This window comes from Rhizobium sp. SRDI969 (genome assembly GCF_025152725.1).
GTDB lineage: Bacteria > Pseudomonadota > Alphaproteobacteria > Rhizobiales > Rhizobiaceae > Rhizobium > Rhizobium leguminosarum_I.
The window spans coordinates 4,592,845-4,615,336 of sequence record NZ_CP104035.1; the positions used below are offsets into that span (position 1 = coordinate 4,592,845).

The window sequence follows — 22,492 nt, forward strand, 5'->3', positions numbered from 1 at the left end:
GAGATGCGATGACCTATGATCCCGCCAGCGCCAACCCGCTTGCCGGCAATCCGCTGGAAACCCGCGCCGATATGAGCGGCGCCCTGCTTGCTCTCTTCAATCCGCTGCTTGCCTGTTTTTCGAAGGGCAATGCCCGCGTCACCCTCAATGGCGGCGGCGCCCATTTCGACCGGGCAGCGGCCGATCTCGAAGGGTTCGCCCGCCCGCTCTGGGGACTGGCGCCGTTTGGCGCCGGCGGTGGGAACTTTGCCCATTGGCATCGGTTTGCCGAGGGTCTCGCAAACGGCACCGATCCCGCCCATCCCGAATATTGGGGAACGGTGAATAGCCGCGATCAGCGGATGGTCGAGCTTGCCGCTCTCGGTTTTGCCCTGGCGCTGGTGCCGGAAAAGATCTGGGAGCCGCTCGATGCGCGCGCCCGCGGCAATGTCGTCGCCTACCTCAAGCATGTCAGACAGTTCGACTATGCCGACAACAACTGGAAATTCTTCCGGATCTTCGTCGATATCGCACTCGATCGTCTCGGCGCCGATTTCGACCGCAGCCTGACGCGGCAATATCTCGAGGAACTCGAAGGCTTCTATATCAGTGACGGCTGGTATCGCGACGGAAACGTGCGTCGCATCGACCATTACATTCCCTTTGCCATGCATTTTTATGGCCTGATCTATTCGAAGCTCGTCGATGACGATTATGCAAAACGCTACCGCGAACGCGCGGTCCTCTTCGCCCGGGATTTCCGCCACTGGTTTGCCGCTGACGGGGCGACGATCCCCTTCGGCCGCAGCCTGACCTATCGCTTCGCCTGCGCCGGCTTCTGGTCGGCGCTGGCCTTTGCCGATGTCGAGGCTCTGCCTTGGGGGGAGATCAAGCATCTCTGCCTTCAACATCTGCGCTGGTGGAAGGACAAGCCGATCGCCGATCGCGACGGCGTGCTGTCGATCGGCTTCGGCTATCCGAACCTCCTGATGTCGGAGAGCTACAATTCCGCCGGCTCGCCCTACTGGGCCTTCAAGGCCTTTCTGCCGCTGGCAATCCCCGATGATCATCCGTTCTGGACCGCTACGGAAAAGGAGCCGGAGCAGGCGCCTGTTGTCGTCGCCCAGCGTCACCCCGGCATGGTGATCATGCGGGCGGGCGGCGATGTCGTGGCCCTGTCTTCCGGCCAGGAAAACCTGCAGATGCGGTGCGGCACGGAAAAATACGCGAAGTTCGCTTATTCCGCTCGCTACGGCTTCAGTGTGGAGGCCGATGAGCGTGCCTTTGCGCTTGCCGCCTTCGATTCAGCACTTGCCTTCAGCGATGACGGGCTGCACTACCGCGTGCGCGAAACGAACGAGGAAGCCAAGCTCGCAGGCGACGTGCTGTATGCGAAATGGTCGCCTTTTGCCGATGTCGACGTCGAAACCTGGCTCGTGCCTGCCGCTCCCTGGCATATCCGCCTCCACCGGGTCAGGACAAGTCGGCCGCTGCGGATTGCCGAAGGCGGGTTTGCCATCGGCCGCCGGGATTTTGAGCTGGATACGCTGTCCGCTTCCGATGGGGTTGCCTATGCGATCGGCGACGCCGATTTCACCGGCATTCTCGATCTCGGCTCTTCGGTCAAGCGTTCGGGGCTCGTCCAGAAGGCAATGCCCAACACCAACGTGATTGTCGCGAAAACCCTCGTGCCGCAACTGCGCGGGCAGATTCCGGCCGGTGAAACAATTCTGGTGACGGCGGTGCTCGCGCTTGACGATCCCGCTGCTGTCTCGTCTGTCTGGACGATCCCGCCGAAAGCGCCTGACATTGCAGCGCTGGAGTCCCTGGTGAGGGAAAAGGGCGTGACAGTCAGCGCGATTGAGGCGCCGGGACACATGCCATGAGCCAGCCGGCCATTGTCCTTGCCATGCAACCGTCGCGCACGGAGCATGTCCTGCCGGATGAGGTCCGGCGCCGGCTGAGCGGCATCGGTCGCCTGCTGGATTCCAAGCCGCTGCAGCGCTTCGACGACGAGCGTGCGAGGCGTCTGCTGGCCGAAGCCGAAATCCTGATCACCGGCTGGGGCGCCCCCTATGTCGGGCCTGAAATCCCCGCCGCGGCGCCGCATCTTAAGCTCATCGTCCATGCGGCGGGCACGGTAAAGGGCGTTGTCGACGACGCCATCTTCGAAGCCGGTATCCCGGTCAGCCATTCGGCCGAGGCCAATGCTGTGCCGGTTGCCGAGTTCACGCTGGCGGCGATCATTTTCGCCGGCAAGCGTGCTTTCCGTTTCCGCGATCTCTACGTTGCCGACCGCAACCGCAATCGGACTCATCCGATGCAGCGCGAAGCGATCGGAAACTACCGCCGCACCGTCGGCATCGTCGGCGCGTCGCGCATCGGCCGGCGCGTCATCGAGCTCCTGAAACCCTTTGACTATAGGCTGCTGCTCGCCGACCCGACGCTCGATGCCGCTGAGGCAGCCGGCCTCGGAACGGAAAAGGTCGATCTCGATGAATTGATGCGGCAGGCAGACATCGTTTCCCTGCATGCGCCGTCGCTGCCGTCGACACAGCATATGATCGATGCGCGAAGGCTGTCGCTGATGAAGAACGGCGCGACGCTCATCAACACGGCGCGCGGCATTCTCATCGATGAGGCCGCCCTGCTTTCGGTGCTGAAGACCGGCCGCATCGACGCGGTCCTCGATGTCACCGATCCGGAGATCCCGGAGGCGGGCTCTGCTTTCTACGATCTGCCGAATGTCTTTCTGACACCGCATATCGCCGGCGCCATCGGGCTGGAACGGGCGCGCCTCGGCGAGATGGCGGTGGACGAGATAGAGCGCTTCGTGACCGGCCAGCCGCTGCTCTACCAGATCCACCAGGCAAATCTCGAAAACATCGCCTGAGGCGTCGAGCGGCTCAGGCGAAGGGTATCAGCGCGACGTCCTCAGCGAATTTGGCGAACCGTCATTGGCAAGTTCAGGCATGAGATCGGCAATATTGACCACCTTTCCGGTGCGCGAGCTCTCCAGCGCGGCAATACCGCAAAGCACCGACATGGCACCCGCCCGCGTGCCGGCGCGTTGGGCGAGCCTGTCTTCCGAATCGGGCTTGAAGATCATGTTGCGCATCCGATCGTCGCCGCCGTAATGGCCGCCGGTGAAATGCGGAACGACGATGCGCTCCACAGCCTCCTTACCATCAGGGAAATTGCGGATGAGGAGGATCGTGTCCTGCTTCGGCTCTTCCCAGGGCTGGGCCTCGTATTGGCGAAGCTCGATGCGCCCTTTGGTGCCGTTGAAGGCAAGGTGATGGCCTTCGATCGGCTGGAAGGTGTTCAGCGAATAGGAGACATGGACATTGTTGCGGTAACGCAGCGACACCACCATCGTGTCGGGAATGTCGATGTCCTCGCGGAAGACGCAGCCGTCTCGGAAGTAGCCGTCGATCTTCGAGGGATCCTCGTAGAGCGAATCGAGGAAAGGATCGGCCTCGAGATCGAGGTAGTAGTCGCATTCATGTGCGTGCGGACAGAGCTTGCAGCGCGGGCCGCGGAACGGGCCCCTGCTGCCATAATTCTGCAGGTCGGCGAAGGAGGTGACGGCATCGGGATCGCTGTCGAGGTACCAGTTCAGCAGATCGAAATGATGCGTCGCTTTGTGGACGAACAGGCTGCCGGAATTCTCCGTATAGGCATGCCAGCGGCGGAAATAATCGGCGCCGTGTTTGGTGTTCAGATACCAATGAAAATCGACTGACGTGACCCGGCCGATCTCGCCGGCATTCAGCAATTCCTTGATCTTCGCCGCCGTCGGCGCATAGCGATAGTTGAAGGACACGTCGACCCGGCGACCAGTGCGCTTTTCGGCATCCAGAATCCGGCGAATCTTCTCGACCGAGGTCGTCATTGGCTTTTCGGTAATGACGTCGATACCGGACTCCAGCGCCCGTACGACGATATCGTCATGCGTATGATCGGGCGTACAGACGATGACCAGATCCGGTTTCTGCTCGGTAAGCATCGAATCGATGTTTTCGTAGAGCGGCGCATTGCTGCCGATCATGTTGCGGGCGCGTTCGCCACGCAGCGAATTCTTCTCGACGATCGCGGTCAGCTCGACATGCTCGCGCCAGCCGGCAAGCAGATCCTTGCCCCACATGGTGGTGCCGCGGTTTCCCGTCCCGATCAGGGCAAAACGGCGTTTCTCCATCGAATGATCCTCCTGCATGCGTGATGAAACAAATACTGAAATCAGGCCTAAAGCGCGTCGCGATCTTTCAGATTCGCTTGGCCAGCGCTCTAGGTTTTTGATTTTCGCATGTCATGGTCCAAAACCGCTGTACACTTTTGCGCGACATGCCTTAGCAGCAGCTCCTGAAGCGCTCGACGCAGGTGGCGATCACTTCCTCGGCCGGGCGTTTCCACCAGTTCTCGGCCGAAAAGATCTCCACCTCCTGCGCGCCGAAGAACCCAGCGGTCTCCACCATTCGCCTTATGCCTTTGAGGTCGATCACGCCATCGCCCATCATGCCGCGGTCGAGCAGCATGTCCGTTGTCGGCACCAGCCAGTCGCAGATGTGATGGGCAAAGATGCGTTTCAGGCGGCCGGCGCGGGCAATCTGGTTGGCAAGATCGGGGTCCCACCAGACATGGTAGACATCGATCGCCACGCCGACATCCTCGCCGAGCTGCTCGCACATGTCGAGCGCCTGACCGAGTGTATTCACGCAGGCACGGTCCGCGGCATACATCGGATGCAACGGTTCGATGGCAAGCTTCACGCCGGCAGCCTGCGCATGCCGCAGCACCGCGGCAATGCCGTCGGACACCATCTGGCGCGCAGCGACGATGTCCTTCGACGCGCCCGGCAGGCCGCCGACGACCAGCACGAGGCAATCGGCTGAAAATGCCGCCGCCTCGTCGATCGCACGCCTGTTGTCGTCGAGGTTTCTCTGCCAGTCGGCATCGTTTGCCGCCGGGAAGAAGCCGCCGCGGCAAAGCCCGGTCAGCTTAATGCCATTCGATTTGACGATACGCACCGCCTCGTCGAGACCGGCCTTGGCGACCTGGTCGCGCCACGGCGCGATCGCGGTGATGCCGTGTTTCAAGCAGATGTCCACGGCTTCTGCAAATCCGCATTGTTCGCGGATCGTCGCCAGATTGATCGAAAGTCCTTCGACCTGCATGTCATTCTCCTCCCATCCGGTGGCTTCAGTTGACGCCGTGGACGGCGAGCACCTTCTGCATCCGGCTTGCGGCCAGTTCGGGATCGGCCAGAACCCGTGCCTTGTCGGCCAGGCGGAAGAGTTCGGCCAGATGCGTCAGCGAGCGCGTGCTCTGCTGGCCGCCGACCATGACGAAATGGTCCTGCAGGCCGTTGAGATAGGCGAGGAAGACGACGCCGGTCTTGTAGAAGCGGGTCGGCGCCTTGAAGATGTGGCGCGACAGCGGCACCGTCGGCTCCAGCAGGTCGAAGAATTCATGACTGCTCTTGCGGCCGAGCGCCTCGAGGGCTGCCGAGGCAGCCGGCGCGATGGCGTCGAAAATGCCGAGCAGCGCGTCGGAATGGCCCTCTTCGTCGCCGGCGATCAGTTCCGCATAGTTGAAATCGTCGCCGGTATACATGCGCACGCCTTTCGGCAGCCGGCGGCGCATCGCCACTTCCTTTTCCTTGGAGAGCAGCGAGATCTTGATGCCGTCGACCTTGTCGGCATGCGCCTCGATCACCTCGAGGCAGGTGGACATGGCTTCGATATGATCACCATTGCCCCAATAACCCTGAAGCGCCGGATCGAACATTTCGCCGAGCCAATGGATGATGACAGGTTCCTTGACCTGGCGGAGAATGCGGTCATAGACGCTTACATAGTCGTCCGGCCCTTTGGCGGCGGCGGCAAGCGCCCGGCTCGCCATCAGGATGATGCGACCACCGGCCGCCTCCACCGTTTCGATCTGCTCCTCATAGGCCCTGAGGATCGTGTCGATAGTGACATCAGGTCCCGGCGGCAGATGGTCGGTGCCGGCGCCGCAGGCGATCAGCGCGTCCTTTCGGCCGGCCGCCTCACCGAGCGCCCGGCGGATGAGGTCGCGCGCTTCCGGCCAGCCGAGGCCCATGCCGCGCTGCGCCGTATCCATCGCTTCGGCAACGCCGAGGCCGAGATCCCAGAGCCGATGGCGAAAGGCAAGTGTTCGCTCCCAATCGATCGCCGGCGTCAGCCACGGATCATTGTCGGCGAGCGGATCGGCGACCACATGGGCGGCGGCAAAGGCGATGCGCGGAAAGGCCTTGGAGTCGCGCTTGACGAGCGCGATCGGCGTGCCCGTCAGCGTGTAGGGGGCGATCTTGCCGTCGAGAGGGAGATTGATCGTCGTCACGGCTCAGAACTCCAGTGCGGGAACATCGAGCCAGCGGCGCTCGGCCCAGGATTTCAAGCCGAGTTCGGCAAGCTGCACGCCCTTGGCACCAGCTTCCAGGCCATAGGGCCACGGCGCATCTTCGACGACATGGCGGATGAACATTTCCCACTGCGCCTTGAAGCCGTTGTCGAAGGCCTGTGTGTCGGGAACCTCGTCCCAGGTCTTGTAGAAGTCGATCGTTTGCGGCTGGTCTGGATTCCACACCGGCTTCGGCGTGTTGACGCGGTGCTGGCTCCAGCATTTCGTCAGGCCGGCGACGGCTGAACCATGTGTGCCGTCGACCTGGAATGTGACGAGGTCGTCGCGGCGGACGCGAACGGCCCAGGAGGAATTGATCTGCGCGATCGCACCGCCTTCGAGCTCGAAGGTCGCATAGGCCGCATCGTCCGTGTCGCACTCATAAGGCTTGCCCTGCTCGTCAATGCGGCGCGGAATATGCGTAGCGCCGAGGCAGGATACGGCTTTGACTTCGCCGAACAGATTATCGAGCACGTAGCGCCAGTGGCAGAGCATATCGAGGATGATGCCGCCGCCGTCGCCCTTGCGGTAGTTCCAGGAGGGGCGCTGGGCGGGCACGCCCCAATCGCCTTCGAAAACCCAGTAGCCGAATTCGCCGCGCACCGAGAGGATCTTGCCGAAAAAGCCGGAATCCTTGAGTAGGGCCAGCTTGCGCAGGCCGGGCAGGAAGAGTTTGTCCTGCACGACGCCGTGCTTGAGGCCGGAGCGGCGCGCCTTGCGAGCAAGGTCGAGCGCCACCTGCAGATCGTCGGAAATCGGCTTTTCGCAATAGACATGTTTGCCGGCATCGAGCGCCTTGGACAGCAGCTCGGCCCGCATCAGCGTCGTGCCGGCGTCGAAGAAGATCGTGTCGTCGGGATTGGTGAGAGCGGCATCGAGATCGGTCGACCAGCGCTTGATGCCATGCTTCTTCGCCAGCTCTTCCATCTTGGCGCCGTTGCGGCCGATAATGATCGGGTCGATCTCGAGTTTCTCGCCCGATTTCAGCATGATGCCGCCCTGGTCGCGGAAGGCGAGGATAGAACGCACCAGATGTTGATTGTAACCCATGCGGCCGGTGACGCCGTGCAAGATGATCCCCAAGCGTGCCATGTTTTCCTCCCAGCAGATTTTTGCGGCGGGAGCGGGCGTCCTGGCCCGACCCTCCCAAGCCGGTAACTAAACAGTTACTTGATGGCAGAAGAGCGACGTGGCTGTCAATAGTCAAATCCGATTTTAGAAATTCAGCGCTTGATCGAGGCGAGCGTGACGTGGACGATATGTCTTTCCCAGGCGTTGAGATGGGTCGGCTCGATCAGGTCGCGGCCGAAGATCGTCGACAGCGTGTATTGGTTGGAGAGGTAGAAATAACCGAGCGAGGCGATCGTCAGGTAGACATGCAGGGGATCGGCGGTCTCGATGAAGACGCCCTGCTTCTTTCCTTGCTTGAGCACGTCCGAAAGCTCGCCGATCAGATGCGAATGCAATTCCTTGAGCCGGACGGACTGGCGTAGCCAGCGGGCCCGATGCAGATTTTCCGTGCCGAGCAGGCTGAGGAATTCCGGATGCTGGAGAAAATAACGCCAGGTGAAGAGTGCCAATTCGCCGATGCCTTCCTCGGGGCTGCGGTCGCCGATATGCAGCGCGCGCTCTGCGGTGCGGATGCTGACATAGGCTTCCTCGAGCACTCTGAGGTAGAGCTGCTCCTTGTCGCCGAAATAATGATAGAGCATGCGCTTATTGGTGCCGGCGCGCTCGGCGATCGCATCGACGCGAGCTCCACCTATGCCGTTTTCGGCAAATTCCCGAGTTGCGGCATCAAGGATAGCAGCGCGTGTCCGTTCCGGATCGCGTTGGGTCGTCCGTTCTGCCGATGGGCGTCGAGACCTTTTCTTTCCCCCATTCTCCCCGCTGTCGTTCATCTCTCCACCTCCGTCTTCACATGTTGCGCTCATAAGCCTTCGGTGCGAAATTGTAAAAACCGAATTTGAAGGGCCTGCGAGCGACACCGCTTGACACGTGCGCCGCTTTGCCCGTAGCTTGTAACCAATTAGTTATTTATGCAAGGGTAACTAGGTTCGGAAGCGTGTGGAGGCGCTTCCCTTTAGAGGAGGAAAGAAATGACATTCCGTGTAAGCAGACGCAATTTCGTCGCGGGAGGCGCCACGCTTCTCTCACTCTCAGCGCTGGGAACCAGCGCTTTGGCACAGGAAAAGCGCCTGCGTCTCCTGTGGTGGGGTTCGCAGCCGCGCGCCGACCGAACCAACAAGGTATCGCAGCTTTATCAGACGAAAAATCCGGGCACGTCGATCACCGGCGAATTCCTCGGCTGGGGCGACTACTGGCCGCGCCTTGCGACCCAGGTCGCTGGCCGCAACGCGCCCGATGTCATCCAGATGGACTATCGCTATATTGTCCAGTATGCGCGGCGCGGCGCGCTCGCCCCACTCGAATCCTATATGCCGGCCAAGCTGAACCTCGACGATTTCGACAAGGCGCAGATCGAAGGCGGCAGCGTCGACGGCCATCTCTACGGCGTCAGCCTTGGGGCGAATTCGGCCGCCACGGTCCTGAACACCACCGCCTTCAAGGAAGCCGGCGTCGATCTGCCGACCCAGGCGACCACTTGGGAAGAATTCGCCCGCATGGGGACGGAGATCACCAAGGCAGGCAAACGCAAGGGCATGTTCGGCATGGCCGACGGCAGCGGCGGCGAACCGCTGTTCGAAAACTGGCTGCGTCAGCGCGGCAAGGCGCTTTATACCGCCGACGGCAAGATCGCCTTCGACGTGGACGATGCCTCCGAATGGTACGACATGTGGGCCAAGTTCCGTGCGGCGGGCGCCTGCGTTCCTGCCGATGTCCAGGCCCTCGACAAGAACGATATCGACACCAACACGGTTTCGCTCGGCAAGTCGGCCGCCGGTTTTGCCCATTCCAACCAATTCGTCGCCTATCAGGCAATGAACAAGGACAAGCTGGCGCTGACCAACTACATGCGCGTCAAGGCGGATTCGAAGGGCGGCCATTATCGCAAGCCTTCGATGTTCTTCTCGGTCTCCGCCCAGTCGAAATCCGTGGACCTGGCCGTGGACTACGTCAATTTCTTCGTCAAGAACCCCGAGGCAGCGCTGCTTCTGGATGTCGAACGCGGAATTCCGGAATCGAAGGCCATGCGCGAAGTCGTGGCGGCGAAGCTTGATGAGAACGGCAAGGTTGCGCTGGCCTATGTCAGTGGCCTTGGCGATCTCGCCGGCAAATTGCCGCCGCCGCCGCCGGCCGGCGCCGGTGAAGGTGAGCTGATGTTACGCAACATCGCCGAACAGGTCGGCTTTGGACAGCTGTCTCCCTCAGACGGCGGCAAACAGCTTGTCGCTGAAATCACGCAGATTCTCGCACGAGGCTGATCCCGTATGAGCAATGCGATGCGCACGCCCGCAGGGGCCATAAATGTGGAAAGATATCAGGGGGCCGTGGCCGAAGGACGCTTCAGGCGTCTCTGGAATGCCAATGCTCCCGGTTATCTCTTCCTTCTTCCATGGCTCATCGGCTTTTTCGGGCTGACGCTCGGGCCGGCCCTGATTTCGCTCTACCTCTCCTTCACCGACTTCGACATGCTTCAGTCGCCGCGGTGGGTGGGAATGGCGAATTACGTGCGCATCGCCACGGCGGATCCGAAATTCTCGGCTGCCATGCATGTCACCCTGACCTATGTCGTCTTCTCGGTGCCGTTCAAGCTGACCTTCGCCTTGCTGGTCGCCATGGCGCTGAACCGCGGCCTGCGCGGGCTGTCGATCTATCGTGCCATCTTCTATCTGCCGTCACTCCTGGGCGGCAGCGTGGCGATCGCCGTGCTCTGGCGTCAGCTTTTCGCCAGCGATGGCCTGGTCAATGCCGCGCTCTCGCATTTCGGCATCGAAGGTCCGAGCTGGATCTCGCATCCGAACTATTCGATCTACACGCTGGTGGCTCTGTCCGTCTGGCAGTTCGGCTCGCCGATGATTATTTTCCTGGCCGGCCTGCGCCAGATCCCGCAGGATATGTATGAGGCGGCAAGCCTCGACGGCGCCTCGAAATTCCGGCAATTCTACAAGATCACCCTGCCACTTCTGACGCCGGTGATCTTTTTCAATGCCGTCGTCCAGACGATTGATGCGTTCAAGGCCTTTACGCCGGCCTTCATCATCTCAGGCGGCACCGGCGGTCCGATCAACTCGACGCTGTTCTACACGCTCTACCTCTATCAGGAAGCCTTCGGCAATTTCCGCATGGGCTATGCCTCGGCGCTCGCCTGGATCCTGGTGTTGATCATCGCGATCTTCACCGCCTTCTCCTTCCTGACCTCGCGTTATTGGGTGCACTACGATGACTGAGATGACCGCTTCCGTCACTGCGGCCAGGCCGCCATCCGACATCACCAAACGCAGCCTGCCGGCGTCGCTCATCGTCCACGCCCTGCTGATCGCCGCTTCACTTTTGATGCTCTATCCGCTGTTGTGGATGGTTTCGGCGTCGGTCAGGCCGGAAAACGAGATCTTCTCGTCGACCTCGCTCATCCCGTCGTCGATCGATTTCTCCTCCTATGCGCGCGGTTGGGTCGGCCTTGATGTCAGCTTTGGTCGGTTTTTCTGGAATTCGCTGGTCATCTCGCTGCTGGTGGTGACGGGCAATGTCATCGCCTGTTCGCTGACGGCCTTCGCCTTTGCGCGGCTGCGTTTTGCCGGCCGGAACTTCTGGTTCGCGATCATGCTCGGCACGCTGATGATCCCCTACCATGTGACGCTGATCCCGCAATATGTGCTTTTCCTCAACCTCGGCTGGGTGAACACCATCCTGCCGCTGGTTGTGCCGAAGTTCCTGGCTAGCGATGCCTTCTTCATCTTCCTCATGGTGCAGTTCTTCCGCGGTATCCCGCGCGAACTCGATGAGGCCGCGATGATGGATGGCTGCAGCGCTTGGCGCATCTACTGGAAGATCATGCTGCCGCTGTCGCTGCCGGTGCTGGCAACGGCCGCGATCTTCTCCTTTATCTGGACCTGGGACGATTTCTTCGGCCCGCTGATTTATCTGAACGACATGAACACCTATACGATCCAGCTCGGCCTGCGCACTTTCGTGGATTCCACCAGTGCATCGGATTGGGGCGGTTTGTTCGCCATGTCGACCCTGACGCTCGTGCCGGTGTTCTTCTTCTTCCTGTTCTTCCAGCGCCTGCTGATCGAGGGCATCGCCACGACGGGCATGAAGCGTTGATGGCGATAACGGGAAAGAGCGACATGAGCATCAGGACGGTTGCGATCGTCGGCTGCGGTATCGGCCGCTCCCACATCGTCGAAGGCTACTTGCCGCATTCCGACAAGTTCAAGGTCGTGGCGATCTGCGACCTGAACGAGCTGCGCATGGCGGCGGTTGGCGACGAGTTCGGCATCGAACGGCGCACCACTTCCTTTGCGGAGCTGTTGGCCGACGACGCGATCGACATCATCGATATCTGCACCCCTCCCGGCATCCATTTGGAACAAGTGGTCGCAGCCCTTGCCGCCGGTAAACATGTCGTCTGCGAAAAGCCGCTGACCGGCTCGCTTGCCGCTGTCGATGCCATCATGGAAGCGGAAAAGACCGCCAAAGGCGTGCTGATGCCGATCTTCCAATATCGTTACGGCGACGGCATCCAGAAGGCCAAACGGATCATCGACGCCGGTATTGCCGGCAAGCCCTATACCGCTTCGGTCGAAACCTTCTGGCTGCGCAAGCCCGAATATTACGCCGTGCCCTGGCGCGGCAAATGGGCGACGGAACTTGGCGGCGTGCTCGTCACTCATGCGCTGCATCTGCACGACATGCTGATGCATCTGATGGGTCCGGCGGCAAGGGTCTTCGGCCGTGTCGCCACCCGCGTCAACGATATCGAGGTCGAGGATTGTGCCTCCGCCAGCCTGCTGATGGAAAGCGGCGCCTTTGTCTCGCTGTCCTGCACGCTTGGTTCGCAGGAACAGATTAGCCGGCTCAGGCTGCACTTCGAGAATGTCACTTTCGAAAGCAGCCACGAGCCCTATACCCCCGGCAAGGACCCCTGGAAGATCATCGCTGCGAATGACGACGTGCAGGAGCAGATCGACAGGGTGGTTGGCGACTGGCAGCCGGTCGCGCCGCGTTTCACCACGCAGATGGGCCAGTTCCACGCTTTCCTCAGCGGCCATGCGCCGCTGCCGGTAACGAGCCGGGACGCCCGCCGCGCGCTGGAACTCGTCACCGCCATCTACCAGTCTTCCGATAGCGGCGCCGACGTGCCGCTGCCGGTCGGTCCCGACAGCCCGAAATACGCCGATTGGCGCGCAAAAACGAAGTAACCGACAAAATAAAAAGAGAGGGTTTGAGAAGATGGCAACCAGTGTCGTTCTTCAGAAGGTCGAGAAGCGCTACGGCTCGCTGGATGTGATCCATGGCATCGACCTGACGATCGATCCCGGCGAATTCGTCGTTTTTGTCGGCCCCTCGGGCTGCGGAAAATCGACCCTGCTGCGCATGATCGCCGGTCTCGAGGAGATCACCGGCGGCGGGCTGCTGCTCGACAACGAGCGCATGAACGAGGTGGCGCCTGCCAAGCGCGGCATCGCCATGGTTTTCCAGTCCTATGCGCTCTATCCCCATATGTCGGTCTACAAGAACCTCGCCTTCGGCCTGGAGACGGCAGGTTACAAGAAGGCAGATATCCAGCCAAAGGTGAAGCGCGCCGCCGAGATATTGCAGATCGAGAAGCTCTTGGAGCGCAAGCCGAAGGCACTCTCCGGCGGCCAGCGCCAGCGTGTCGCGATCGGCCGTGCCATCGTGCGCGAGCCGCGGATCTTCCTGTTCGACGAGCCGTTGTCGAATCTCGATGCCGAATTGCGCGTGCAGATGCGCGTCGAGATCTCCCGCCTGCACCGCAGCCTCGGCAATACGATGATCTATGTCACCCATGACCAGGTCGAAGCCATGACGATGGCGGACAAGATCGTGGTGTTGAATTCCGGCCGTATCGAGCAGGTCGGCGCGCCGCTTGATCTCTACAACAACCCGGCCAACCGCTTCGTCGCCGGTTTCATCGGCAGCCCGAAGATGAATTTTTTGAAGGCCCGCATCGAGCAGGTCGGCGAGGCCGAAACCAGCATCCATGTCTGCGGCAATTCCGTCCGCCTGCCGCGCCGGCTGAAAGGCAAGGCGGGAGAGGACGTCACCTTCGGCATCCGTCCCGAGCATCTTTCCCTGGCCGAAGGCGCAATCACGCTCTCGACCATCAACGTCGATCTCGTCGAAAATCTCGGCGGCGCCACCATGCTCTACACCACGACGCCGGATAACCAGCTCCTGACCGTTGCGCTCGACGGCCAGCAGAAGGTCGAGCGCGGCGCCAATGTGAAGGCGTCCTTCGACCCGGCCCGCTGCCACGTCTTCGACGCGGCCGGCAAGACGATCTAAGCGCGGCGCCGCTTGACATCAGATCCTCCTCTGGCCCATCATTTCCGGAGGGGCCGCTAGAACAGGATGATTTTAGGCCGGGTCGGCCTAAAATCTGAATCCTGTTCTACATTATATAGTTAGAGCATGATGTCGTCCGAAAACCGCTCACACTTTTCGGCATCATGCTCTGGGGGATCAAGCATGACGCCTGAAGATAGGATTCATGCGCTTGGCATCTGGCAAGGCCCGATCGCAATCTCGCCGATAGCAGGCGGCATCACCAACAGAAATTATCTGGTCAGCGATGCCGTCGCGCGCTGCGTGGTCAGGCTCGGCACCGATATTCCGATCCATCACATCAGCCGGCAGAACGAGCTTGCCGCAAGCCGTGCCGCCCATGCCGCCGGCATATCGCCTGCCGTCATCCACCATTCGCCGGGCGTCCTGGTGCTCGACTATATCGAGGCGCGGGCGCTTTCGCCGGAGGATATCAGGACGCCTGATATGCTCGCCCGGGTCTTGCCCCTGGTGCGCGCCTGCCATCGCGACATCGCCCGGCATTTCCGCGGCCAGGCGATGATCTTCTGGGTCTTTCACGTTATCCGGGATTACGCTGCCAATCTTAAGGCGTCGCAGAGCAGCTATCTTCCTCTGCTGCCGGGGCTCGTCGGCAGGGCTGAGACGCTGGAAGAAGCGGCAGGGCCTTTCGAGATCGCCTTCGGCCACAACGACCTGCTGGCCGCCAACTTTCTCGATGACGGCAAGCGGCTCTGGCTGATCGACTGGGACTATGCCGGTTTCAACACGCCGCTTTTCGATCTTGGCGGATTGGCCTCCAACAACGAGCTCCCGGAAGCGGTCGAGCGCACGATGCTGGAGACCTATTTCGACCGGCCGCTGACCGATGATCTCAGCAGGCGATATGCCGCAATGAAATGCGCCTCGCTGCTGCGCGAGACGCTCTGGAGCATGATTTCGGAAATTCATTCCAGCATCGATTTCGATTATGCCGGCTACACAGCCGAAAATCTGGCGCGCTTCGAGCGCGCCTATCAAGCCTTTGAACAGGACCAATAAATGACGAAGGAATTACCGAAGACGGCGAAAGCCGTGGTCATCGGCGGCGGCATTATCGGCTGCTCGACGGCCTATCATCTCGGCAAGCTCGGCTGGACCGATACCGTGCTGCTGGAGCGCAAGAAGCTTACCTCGGGCACCACTTTCCACGCCGCCGGCCTTGTCGGCCAGTTGCGCACCAGCGCCAATATCACCCAGCTTCTCGGCTATTCCGTCGATCTCTACAAGCGGCTGGAGGCGGAAACGGGTCTCGGCACCGGCTGGAAGATGAATGGCGGCCTGCGTCTTGCCTGCAACGAGGAACGCTGGACCGAGGTCAGGCGCCAGGCGACCACCGCCCAGTCCTTCGGCCTCGAAATGCAGTTGCTGACACCGCAGGAAGCCTTCGATCTCTGGCCGCTGATGACTGTGGACGATCTCGTCGGCGCCGCCTTCCTTCCGACCGACGGTCAGGCCAATCCCTCCGACATCACCCAGGCGCTGGCAAAGGGCGCCCGCATGTCGGGCGTTTCGATCTTCGAGGATATCGAAGTCCTCGACCTCGAAATCGACAAGGGGAGGATTCGTGCGGTCATCACCGCGCAAGGGCGCATCGAATGCGAGCGCGTCGTCGTCTGCGCCGGCCAATGGACGCGCGCCTTTGCGGCCCGCTTCGGCGTCAACGTGCCGCTGGTCTCCGTCGAGCATCAATACATCATCACCGAATCCTTCGGCGTGCCCTCCAACCTGCCGACGCTGCGCGATCCAGATCGCCTGACCTACTACAAGGAGGAGGTGGGCGGCATCGTCATGGGCGGCTACGAGCCGAACCCCATTCCCTGGGCGGCAAACGGCATCCCCGAAGGTTTCCATTACACGCTGCTCGACAGCAATTTCGACCATTTCGAGCAGATCATGGAACAGGCGCTCGGCCGCGTTCCGGCGCTGGAGAATGTCGGCGTCAAGCAGCTGCTGAACGGCCCGGAAAGCTTCACGCCGGATGGCAACTTCATTCTCGGCGAAGCGCCGGAGCTGAAGAATTTCTTCGTCGGCGCCGGTTTCAACGCTTTCGGCATCGCTTCGGCCGGCGGCGCCGGCATGGCGCTTGCCGAATGGGTGACGAAGGGCGAACCGCCCTATGATCTCTGGCCAGTCGATATTCGCCGTTTCGGCCGTCCGCATTTCGATACCGACTGGGTGCGGACACGCACGCTCGAAGCCTACGGCAAACATTACACCATGGCCTGGCCGTTCGAGGAACATTCGAGCGGCCGCCCCTGCCGCAAATCGCCGCTCTATGACCGGCTGAAGGCGCAGGGTGCCTGTTTCGGCGAAAAGCTCGGCTGGGAGCGGCCGAACTGGTTTGCCGATCTCTTCGCCAACGAGGAGCCGAAGGATATCTACAGCTATGCCAGGCAGAACTGGTTCGACGCCGTCGGCCGCGAGCACAAGGCGGTGCGCGAAGCGGCCGTCATCTTCGACCAGACCTCCTTTGCCAAATTCGTGCTGAAGGGCAGGGATGCCGAGGCGGCCTTGTCCTGGATCGCTTCCAACGATGTCGCAAGGCCTGTGGGATCGCTTGTCTACACGCAGATGCTGAACGACAAGGGCGGCATCGAGTGCGACGTGACGGTCGCCCGCATCGCCGAGAATGAATATTACATCGTCACCGGTACCGGTTTCGCCACCCATGACTTCGACTGGATCGCACGCAATATCCCGGCGGACATGCATGCCGAGTTGGTCGACGTCACATCCGCCTATTCCGTGCTGTCGCTGATGGGACCGAATTCCCGCGCCGTGCTGGAAAAGGTGACGGGCAGCGACGTCTCGAATGCAGCCTTCCCCTTCGGCAAGGTCAGGACTATCGGCATTGCAGGCTGCCCCGTGCGGGCGCTGCGCATCACCTATGTCGGCGAGCTTGGCTACGAACTCCATATTCCCATTGAATATGCGACCACGGTCTATGACGTGCTGATGGCCGCTGGCGGTGAACTCGGCCTCATCAATGCCGGCTACCGCGCCATTGAGAGCTGCCGCCTGGAAAAGGGTTATCGCGCCTGGGGCTCGGATATCGGTCCCGACCATACGCCTGTTGAAGCCGGTCTCGGCTGGGCGGTGAAGATGCGGAGGAATATTCCCTTCCGCGGCCGTGAGGCGGTCGAACGGCAGCTTGCGGGCGGCGTGAAGAAGCGCCTCGCCTGCTTCATTCCGGAGGACGCGGATGCCGTGCTGCTCGGCCGTGAAACGATCTATCGCGACGGCAAGCGCGTCGGCTGGCTGTCGAGCGGCGGCTTCGGCTACACGCTGGGCAAACCGATCGGCTACGGCTACGTCCGCAATCCCGACGGCGTCACCGAGGATTTCGTCCTCTCCGGCACCTATGAGCTTGACGTCGCGCGGGAGCGCATCCCCTGCAAGGTATCGCTGTCGCCGCTCTACGATCCGGATATGGAGCGGGTGAAAGCCTGAGCATGCGATTTGGTTTTGCCGAACCTCAGCGTCAAAGCGGGACGGCCGCGGCTTGGCTCCCTCTTCTCCCCAGTGGGGAGAAGGTGGCCCGAAGGGTCGGATGAGGGGGCCACACGGAACGCCATTCATTGCCCTTCGCTTGCCCTTCGCTTGCGCTCGGCGCATTCGCGGCTTTGCCGCTCACCCCCTCAACCGCCTGCCGGCACCTTCTCCCCGCGGGGGAGAAGAGACGTGTAAGACGCGCCTTGCAATCTCTCCTTAGTCAGAGCAAAGCGTGCCCGAGGAAGAGGACAGGATGAGGAAGAGATAGAGCCTGCGCCAGAGACTCCAAGTCTCAAAACAGCGGCAGCCGGTCGTCCTGGATCAGGATCTCCAGCTTGTCTGAGACATCCTGCGTCCACGCCCGATTTCCTGTCAAAGCTGCCGGGAAGAGTCCCGGAAGGGTGAAAAGAGCGGCCGAAATCGCCAGGCCGGTGCGCGGGACATCGGCGATGAGAGCGGCGATTTCGCCAGCACGGGGATCGCGCAGTTCATAACGCTCACCATTGCCGTGCTCGCCGATCGCATAGCGCATCCATGCCGCAACGGCGATCGCATAGGTCTCCGCCTTGTCGCCATGCGCCAGTGCCTCGGCTGCCGGTTCCAGCAGCCGCTGCGGCAGTTTCTGCGTGCCGTCCATGGCGATCTGATAGGTGCGATGTGCGATCGCCTTGTTTGCAAAGCGCGCTATCAATTCGCTGGCATAGTCATCGAGGTCGATGCCCGGCACCGGATCGAGCGTACGCGCGGCCGCATGCATGTGGCGGTAGGCAAGTGCTGCCAGGGCTGCATCGTCCATCACGTCGCGGATTAATTCATAGCCGCCGATATAACCGAGATAGGCGAGCAGCGAATGGGCGCCGTTCAGCATCCTCAGCTTCATCTTTTCGTAGGCCGAGACTTCCTCGACCATCAGCGCGCCGCGGACCTTTTCCCAGGCCGGCCGGCCATTGGCGAAATGATCTTCGATGACCCACTGCGTAAAAGGCTCTGTCTCGACCGCCGCCATGTCGGTGCGGCCCGTCAGCCGCTCGGCATCGGCATAGGTCGCTTCGGTGCTTGCCGGCGTGATGCGGTCGACCATCGTCGAAGGGAAGGGCACATTCGCTTCGATCCAGCGATGCAGGTCGGGATCAATGCGCGAGGTGAATTCAAGCACGAGGCGTTTCAGAACCGCGCCGTTGCTCGGCAGGTTGTCGCAGCTGAGCGCCGTAAAGGGCGCGATCCCCTTCTGCCGGCGGCGCGCAAGGCCTTCCACGAGGTAGCCGATGACGCCGCGCGGCGCATGCGGGCTGGCGAGATCGGCGACGATATCGGGGTGCTTCAGGTCGAGGCCGCCGGTTGCCGGATCGAAACCATAGGCCTTTTCCGTCACCGTCATGCTGACGATGCGGGTAGCGGGATCTTCGAGCCGCGCCAGCAGACCGGCCGGATCGCGCGGCGCCACATGCGCCTTCAGGATCGAACCGATCACCTCAGCCGTCGTGCCCGAGCTGTCGCGGATCAGCGTCGTATAAAGCCCGTTCTGAGCGCTCAGATTGTCGGCGACATCGGGCGTTCGCAGGCTTGCTACCTCGATGCCCCAGTCGCCGCCTGCGGCTGCGAGCGCACCATCCGTAAACGGCGCGAAATGCGCGCGGAAAAAGGCGCCCGGCCCGAGATGCAGGATGCCGCTTTTCAGCTGGTCGCGGTCATAGGCGGGAAGCTTCGCTGTCGGGGCGAGGCCGGAAAGGGTCTGCAGTCGTTCGGTCACAGCTTGTAGGCCTTCTTTGCATTGCCATAGGAGAGCTCGCCCGCGACGATCTCGGCTTCCCGCTTGGAAATCCGGTGCTCGGCGGCAAGCTGGGCGAGGAAGCGACAGACTTCGCGGCGCCAGACGTCATGCCGGGCCGGGATCGAAAGCAGCGCGCGCGTATCGTCGTTGAAACCTGCCATATTGGCAAAACCTGCCGTTTCCGCAACCTGGTCGAGATAGCGCCGGATGCCGTTCGGGCTGTCGTAGAACCACCAGGGCGGGCCGATCATCAGGCAGGGCCAGTGGCCAGCCATCGGCGCCAGCTCGCGTGCATAGGTCGTCTCGTCGAGCGTGAAGAGCAGCACACGCAAACCCGGTGCGTGGCCATATTTTGACAGCAGCGCATTCAGGCCGCCGACCCAGTCCGTGCGTGTCGGGATATCGGCGCCCATATTGGCGCCGCGCGTCGCAAAGAGCCCGCGGTCGGTATTGCGCCTGGAGCCGGCGTGGATCTGCATCACCATGCCGTCTTCGGCCGAAAGCCCGGCCATCTCGGTCATCATCTGGCCGCGGAAGAGCTCGGCCTCTTCAGGCGAAAGCGGACCCTTCAGCGCCTTCTCGAGCAGCGCCTGTTTTTCCGCAGGCGGCAGATCTGATGTAAAGGCTGTCGGCACGCCATGATCGGTCGCGGTGGCGCCGAATTGGCGGAAATAGGCGCGCCGGCGCCGGTGCGCCTCAATCAGGCCCTCCCAGCGCGTCACCTCAGTGCCGGTGATTTCTCCGAACTTGATGAGATTGTCGCGGAAGCCGACGGCGTCGGGATCGGTGACGCTGTCCGGCCTGTAGGTGGTGCGCACCTTGCCGATCCAGCCGTCCGCCGCCAACTTCTGGTGATGCGCCAGCGGGTCGAGCGCCCCATCCGTTGTCGCGATCGTTTCGATGCCGAATCGCTGATGCAGCGCCCGCGGGCGGAATTCGGGAAGGGCAAGCTGGGCATTGATATGGTCGTACAGCGCATCGGCATTGTCTGACGTCAGCGGCTCGGTGCAGCCGAGCACGGCCGACATGGCGTGGTCGACCCAGAGGCTCGATGGCGTCCCTCGGAAAAGGTGGTAGTGCGCGGCAAAGGTCCGCCAGATCGCCCGTCCCTCAGCCACCGGTTTGCCGTCGAGCCGCGGCACGCCGAGCTCGTCCAAGGTGACGCCGACGCTGTGCAGCATGCGGAAGAGATAGTGATCGGGAATGACCAGCAGCGAGGCCGCGTCTTCGAAGGGCTTGTCGTCGGCAAACCAGGAGGGTTCGGTATGCCCGTGCGGGCTGACGATCGGAAGATTGCGCACCGTCTCGTAAAGGTCTCGCGCGATGGTCCGTGTTGCCGGATCAGCCGGAAAAAGCCGGTCCGGATGAAGAAAGCCGTTTCCTGCATCCATCAGTATTCCTCCCTGATGGATAACGGCCTACCCCACAACATCAGGCACGGCAAGGTCTTTTAGTAACCAAACGGTACAGTTTGCGCGTGGCCGCGCCGGCATGGAAAGCATTGACGAGGCGGCCTATTTCCGCTTTGGGAGAACCATCTGTTCTGCCGGTTTCGGCAAAGGAGCATCGATGTCCGACGAGACGAACCGTATCACCCAGCTGGAAGAAATGTTGGCCCACCAGGCAAAGACGATCGAAGAGCTTTCCGATCAGCTCGCCGAGCAATGGAAGATCGTGGAGCAGATGCGCACCAAGCTCGACCGGCTGACCGAACGCTTCCTGTCGCTGGAGGAGCAGTCGCTGGACGCGCCGGCGATCACCCGCCCGCCGCACTATTGACGACACGCGGCGCAATGCCGCGTGCCCGTTGGGGTGTCTTGCGCCGTAAGACGGCGGATCAGACGCCGCCGATGCAGAGATATTTCATTTCCAGATAGTCGTCGGCGCCGTGGCGCGAGCCTTCGCGGCCGAGGCCGGATTGCTTGATGCCGCCGAAAGGCGCGGTCTCGGACGACATGATGCCGGTATTGATGCCGATCATCCCGTACTCCAGCGCTTCCGCAACCCGCCAGACCTTCTTCAGGTCGCCGGCGTAGAAATAGGCGGCGAGGCCGAATTCCGTATCATTGGCTTGGGCGATGACATCCTCGATGGTCTCGAAGCGAAAGAGCGGCGCCACCGGCCCGAAGGTCTCCTCGCGCGCCACTTTCATGCCGCGCGCAACGCCGGTCAGCACCGTCGGTGTGAAGAAGGTGCCGGCGCCGTCGATGCGCTTGCCGCCGGTCAGCACCTTGGCGCCCTTGGCAAGCGCGTCGCTGACATGGTCTTCCACCTTGGCAAGGCCTTGCGCGTCGATTAGCGGCCCGATCACGACACCCGGCTTGAAGCCGTCGCCGACCGACATCTCGGCGACCTTGGCGGCAAGCTTGGCGGCGAAGGTGTCATAGACGTTCGACTGGACGTAGAGGCGGTTGGCGCAGACGCAAGTCTGGCCGGCATTGCGGTATTTGGAGGCGATCGCGCCTTCGACGGCAGCGTCGAGATCGGCATCGTCGAAGACGATGAAGGGCGCATTGCCGCCGAGCTCCAGGCTCACCTTCTTGATCTGGTCGGCGCACTGCCGCATCAGGATGCGGCCGACCTCGGTCGAGCCGGTGAAGCTGATCTTGCGCACCTTTTCGTTGCCGCAGAGCTCGCGGCCGATCGCCGGGCCGTCGAGCCCGACGATGACGTTGAAGACGCCCGCCGGAATGCCGGCTTGCTCGGCGAGCACGGCAAGCGCGATCGCCGTCAGCGGCGTCTGTTCGGCTGGCTTCGACACCACGGTGCAGCCGACGGCAAGCGCCGGGGCGATCTTGCGGGTGATCATCGCCGCCGGGAAGTTCCACGGCGTGATCGTGCCGACGACGCCGACCGGCTGCCGGATGACGATCATCCGTTTGTCTTGGGAAGGCGCAGGGATCGTCTCGCCGTAAATGCGTTTGGCCTCTTCCGCATACCATTCGATATAGGCCGCGGCATAAAGGATCTCGCCGCGCGCTTCCGGGAACGGCTTGCCCATTTCGGCAGTCAGGATCGCCGCGAGTTCGTCGGCATTGGCAACCATCAGGTCGAACCATTTGCGCAGGATCGCGCTGCGCTCCTTGGCCGGACGGGCCGCCCAGGCCGGCTGGGCAGCATGGGCCGCATCGATCGCCGCCCGCGTCTCGGCCGCACCCATATCGGGCAGCGAGGCGAGCAGCTCGCCGGTTGCCGGGTTCGAGACGTCGAACGTTTTCGTGGCATCGCCTGATGTCCAGGCGCCGTCGATATAGCCGGCAGCGCGCAGCAAGGGCGAGGAGAAGGGAACGTGCCTGGTCAGTGCGGTGGTGAAAGCCATGTCAAAACCTC

18 protein-coding genes are annotated in these 22,492 nt (G+C 61.9%); 10 read left to right on the forward strand and 8 right to left on the reverse strand.

Translation table 11 applies throughout. The annotated features are described in order from the left end of the window. The first annotated feature begins 8 nt into the window (after nt 1–8). Together N2A41_RS22615 and N2A41_RS22620 are read left to right on the forward strand one after the other, a co-directional pair. Nucleotides 9–1,865 (forward strand): DUF2264 domain-containing protein, encoded by a 1,857-nt coding sequence (locus N2A41_RS22615; RefSeq protein WP_017966410.1) that lies wholly within the window; start codon nt 9–11, stop codon nt 1,863–1,865. Continuing rightward, a complete protein-coding gene (locus N2A41_RS22620) occupies nt 1,862–2,872 on the forward strand; it encodes a hydroxyacid dehydrogenase (protein WP_017966411.1) in 1,011 nt (336 codons plus the stop codon). The genes N2A41_RS22615 and N2A41_RS22620 overlap by 4 nt, the downstream gene beginning before the upstream one ends. A 27-nt stretch (nt 2,873–2,899) precedes the next feature. Here the strand turns inward: N2A41_RS22620 and N2A41_RS22625 are convergent, their stop codons facing one another. The 5 genes from N2A41_RS22625 to N2A41_RS22645 all read right to left on the reverse strand — a co-directional run bounded on the left by N2A41_RS22625 (nt 2,900) and on the right by N2A41_RS22645 (nt 8,303). Beyond that, nucleotides 2,900–4,177 carry a Gfo/Idh/MocA family protein gene (locus N2A41_RS22625; RefSeq protein ID WP_026154377.1) on the reverse strand — a complete coding sequence of 426 codons (1,278 nt, stop codon included), beginning with the start codon at nt 4,175–4,177 and terminating at the stop codon, nt 2,900–2,902. A gap of 151 nt (nt 4,178–4,328) precedes the next feature. Further along, entirely contained in the window at nt 4,329–5,153 is an 825-nt protein-coding gene (locus N2A41_RS22630) for a sugar phosphate isomerase/epimerase family protein (RefSeq protein ID WP_017966413.1), read from the reverse strand. A 25-nt stretch (nt 5,154–5,178) separates the two neighbouring features. Beyond that, on the reverse strand, nt 5,179–6,342 hold the full coding sequence (locus tag N2A41_RS22635; protein WP_017966414.1) for a dihydrodipicolinate synthase family protein: 1,164 nt from the start codon (nt 6,340–6,342) through the stop codon (nt 5,179–5,181). A gap of 3 nt (nt 6,343–6,345) precedes the next feature. Continuing rightward, nucleotides 6,346–7,494: a Gfo/Idh/MocA family protein gene (locus tag N2A41_RS22640; protein WP_017966415.1), complete on the reverse strand. Its 1,149-nt coding sequence runs from the start codon at nt 7,492–7,494 to the stop codon at nt 6,346–6,348. A gap of 131 nt (nt 7,495–7,625) precedes the next feature. After that, nucleotides 7,626–8,303, reverse strand: coding sequence for a TetR/AcrR family transcriptional regulator (locus tag N2A41_RS22645; protein ID WP_017966416.1), 678 nt, complete (start codon nt 8,301–8,303; stop codon nt 7,626–7,628). 198 nt (nt 8,304–8,501) lie between these two features. On the opposite strand from N2A41_RS22645, the gene N2A41_RS22650 reads away from it, so the two are divergent. The 7 genes from N2A41_RS22650 (at nt 8,502) to N2A41_RS22680 (ending at nt 17,349) form a co-directional block, all read left to right on the forward strand. Then, nucleotides 8,502–9,788, forward strand: coding sequence for an ABC transporter substrate-binding protein (locus N2A41_RS22650; protein WP_017966417.1), 1,287 nt, complete (start codon nt 8,502–8,504; stop codon nt 9,786–9,788). 6 nt (nt 9,789–9,794) lie between these two features. Continuing rightward, entirely contained in the window at nt 9,795–10,754 is a 960-nt protein-coding gene (locus N2A41_RS22655) for a carbohydrate ABC transporter permease (RefSeq protein ID WP_017966418.1), read from the forward strand. After that, nucleotides 10,747–11,634, forward strand: a complete 888-nt coding sequence (locus tag N2A41_RS22660; protein WP_085991538.1) for a carbohydrate ABC transporter permease — start codon at nt 10,747–10,749, stop codon at nt 11,632–11,634. Before N2A41_RS22655 ends, N2A41_RS22660 begins: the two co-directional genes overlap by 8 nt. After that, entirely contained in the window at nt 11,634–12,731 is a 1,098-nt protein-coding gene (locus N2A41_RS22665; RefSeq protein WP_020486165.1) for a Gfo/Idh/MocA family protein, read from the forward strand. The genes N2A41_RS22660 and N2A41_RS22665 overlap by 1 nt, the downstream gene beginning before the upstream one ends. A gap of 31 nt (nt 12,732–12,762) precedes the next feature. Further along, a complete protein-coding gene (locus N2A41_RS22670) occupies nt 12,763–13,839 on the forward strand; it encodes an ABC transporter ATP-binding protein (protein ID WP_017966421.1) in 1,077 nt (358 codons plus the stop codon). A gap of 183 nt (nt 13,840–14,022) precedes the next feature. Then, the gene (locus N2A41_RS22675) at nt 14,023–14,898 is read left to right on the forward strand and encodes a phosphotransferase (RefSeq protein ID WP_026154378.1); all 876 of its coding nucleotides are present in this window, start codon (nt 14,023–14,025) and stop codon (nt 14,896–14,898) included. Continuing rightward, nucleotides 14,899–17,349 carry a GcvT family protein gene (locus tag N2A41_RS22680; protein ID WP_017966423.1) on the forward strand — a complete coding sequence of 817 codons (2,451 nt, stop codon included), beginning with the start codon at nt 14,899–14,901 and terminating at the stop codon, nt 17,347–17,349. Nucleotides 17,350–17,683: 334 nt separating this feature from the next. On the opposite strand, the gene N2A41_RS22685 is transcribed toward N2A41_RS22680, so the two are convergent. Together N2A41_RS22685 and uxaC are read right to left on the reverse strand one after the other, a co-directional pair. Beyond that, complete coding sequence (locus tag N2A41_RS22685; RefSeq protein WP_260109764.1) at nt 17,684–19,141, reverse strand: mannitol dehydrogenase family protein; 1,458 nt, start codon at nt 19,139–19,141, stop codon at nt 17,684–17,686. Next, nucleotides 19,138–20,553 (reverse strand): glucuronate isomerase, encoded by a 1,416-nt coding sequence (gene uxaC, locus N2A41_RS22690; RefSeq protein ID WP_017966425.1) that lies wholly within the window; start codon nt 20,551–20,553, stop codon nt 19,138–19,140. Before uxaC ends, N2A41_RS22685 begins: the two co-directional genes overlap by 4 nt. 178 nt (nt 20,554–20,731) lie before the next feature. On the opposite strand from uxaC, the gene N2A41_RS22695 reads away from it, so the two are divergent. Further along, the gene (locus N2A41_RS22695) at nt 20,732–20,941 is read left to right on the forward strand and encodes a SlyX family protein (protein ID WP_026154379.1); all 210 of its coding nucleotides are present in this window, start codon (nt 20,732–20,734) and stop codon (nt 20,939–20,941) included. Between the two features lie 58 nt (nt 20,942–20,999). Here N2A41_RS22695 and N2A41_RS22700 read toward each other — a convergent pair whose 3' ends face one another. Further along, nucleotides 21,000–22,481 carry an NAD-dependent succinate-semialdehyde dehydrogenase gene (locus tag N2A41_RS22700; protein WP_017966427.1) on the reverse strand — a complete coding sequence of 494 codons (1,482 nt, stop codon included), beginning with the start codon at nt 22,479–22,481 and terminating at the stop codon, nt 21,000–21,002. Nucleotides 22,482–22,492: the final 11 nt, after the last annotated feature.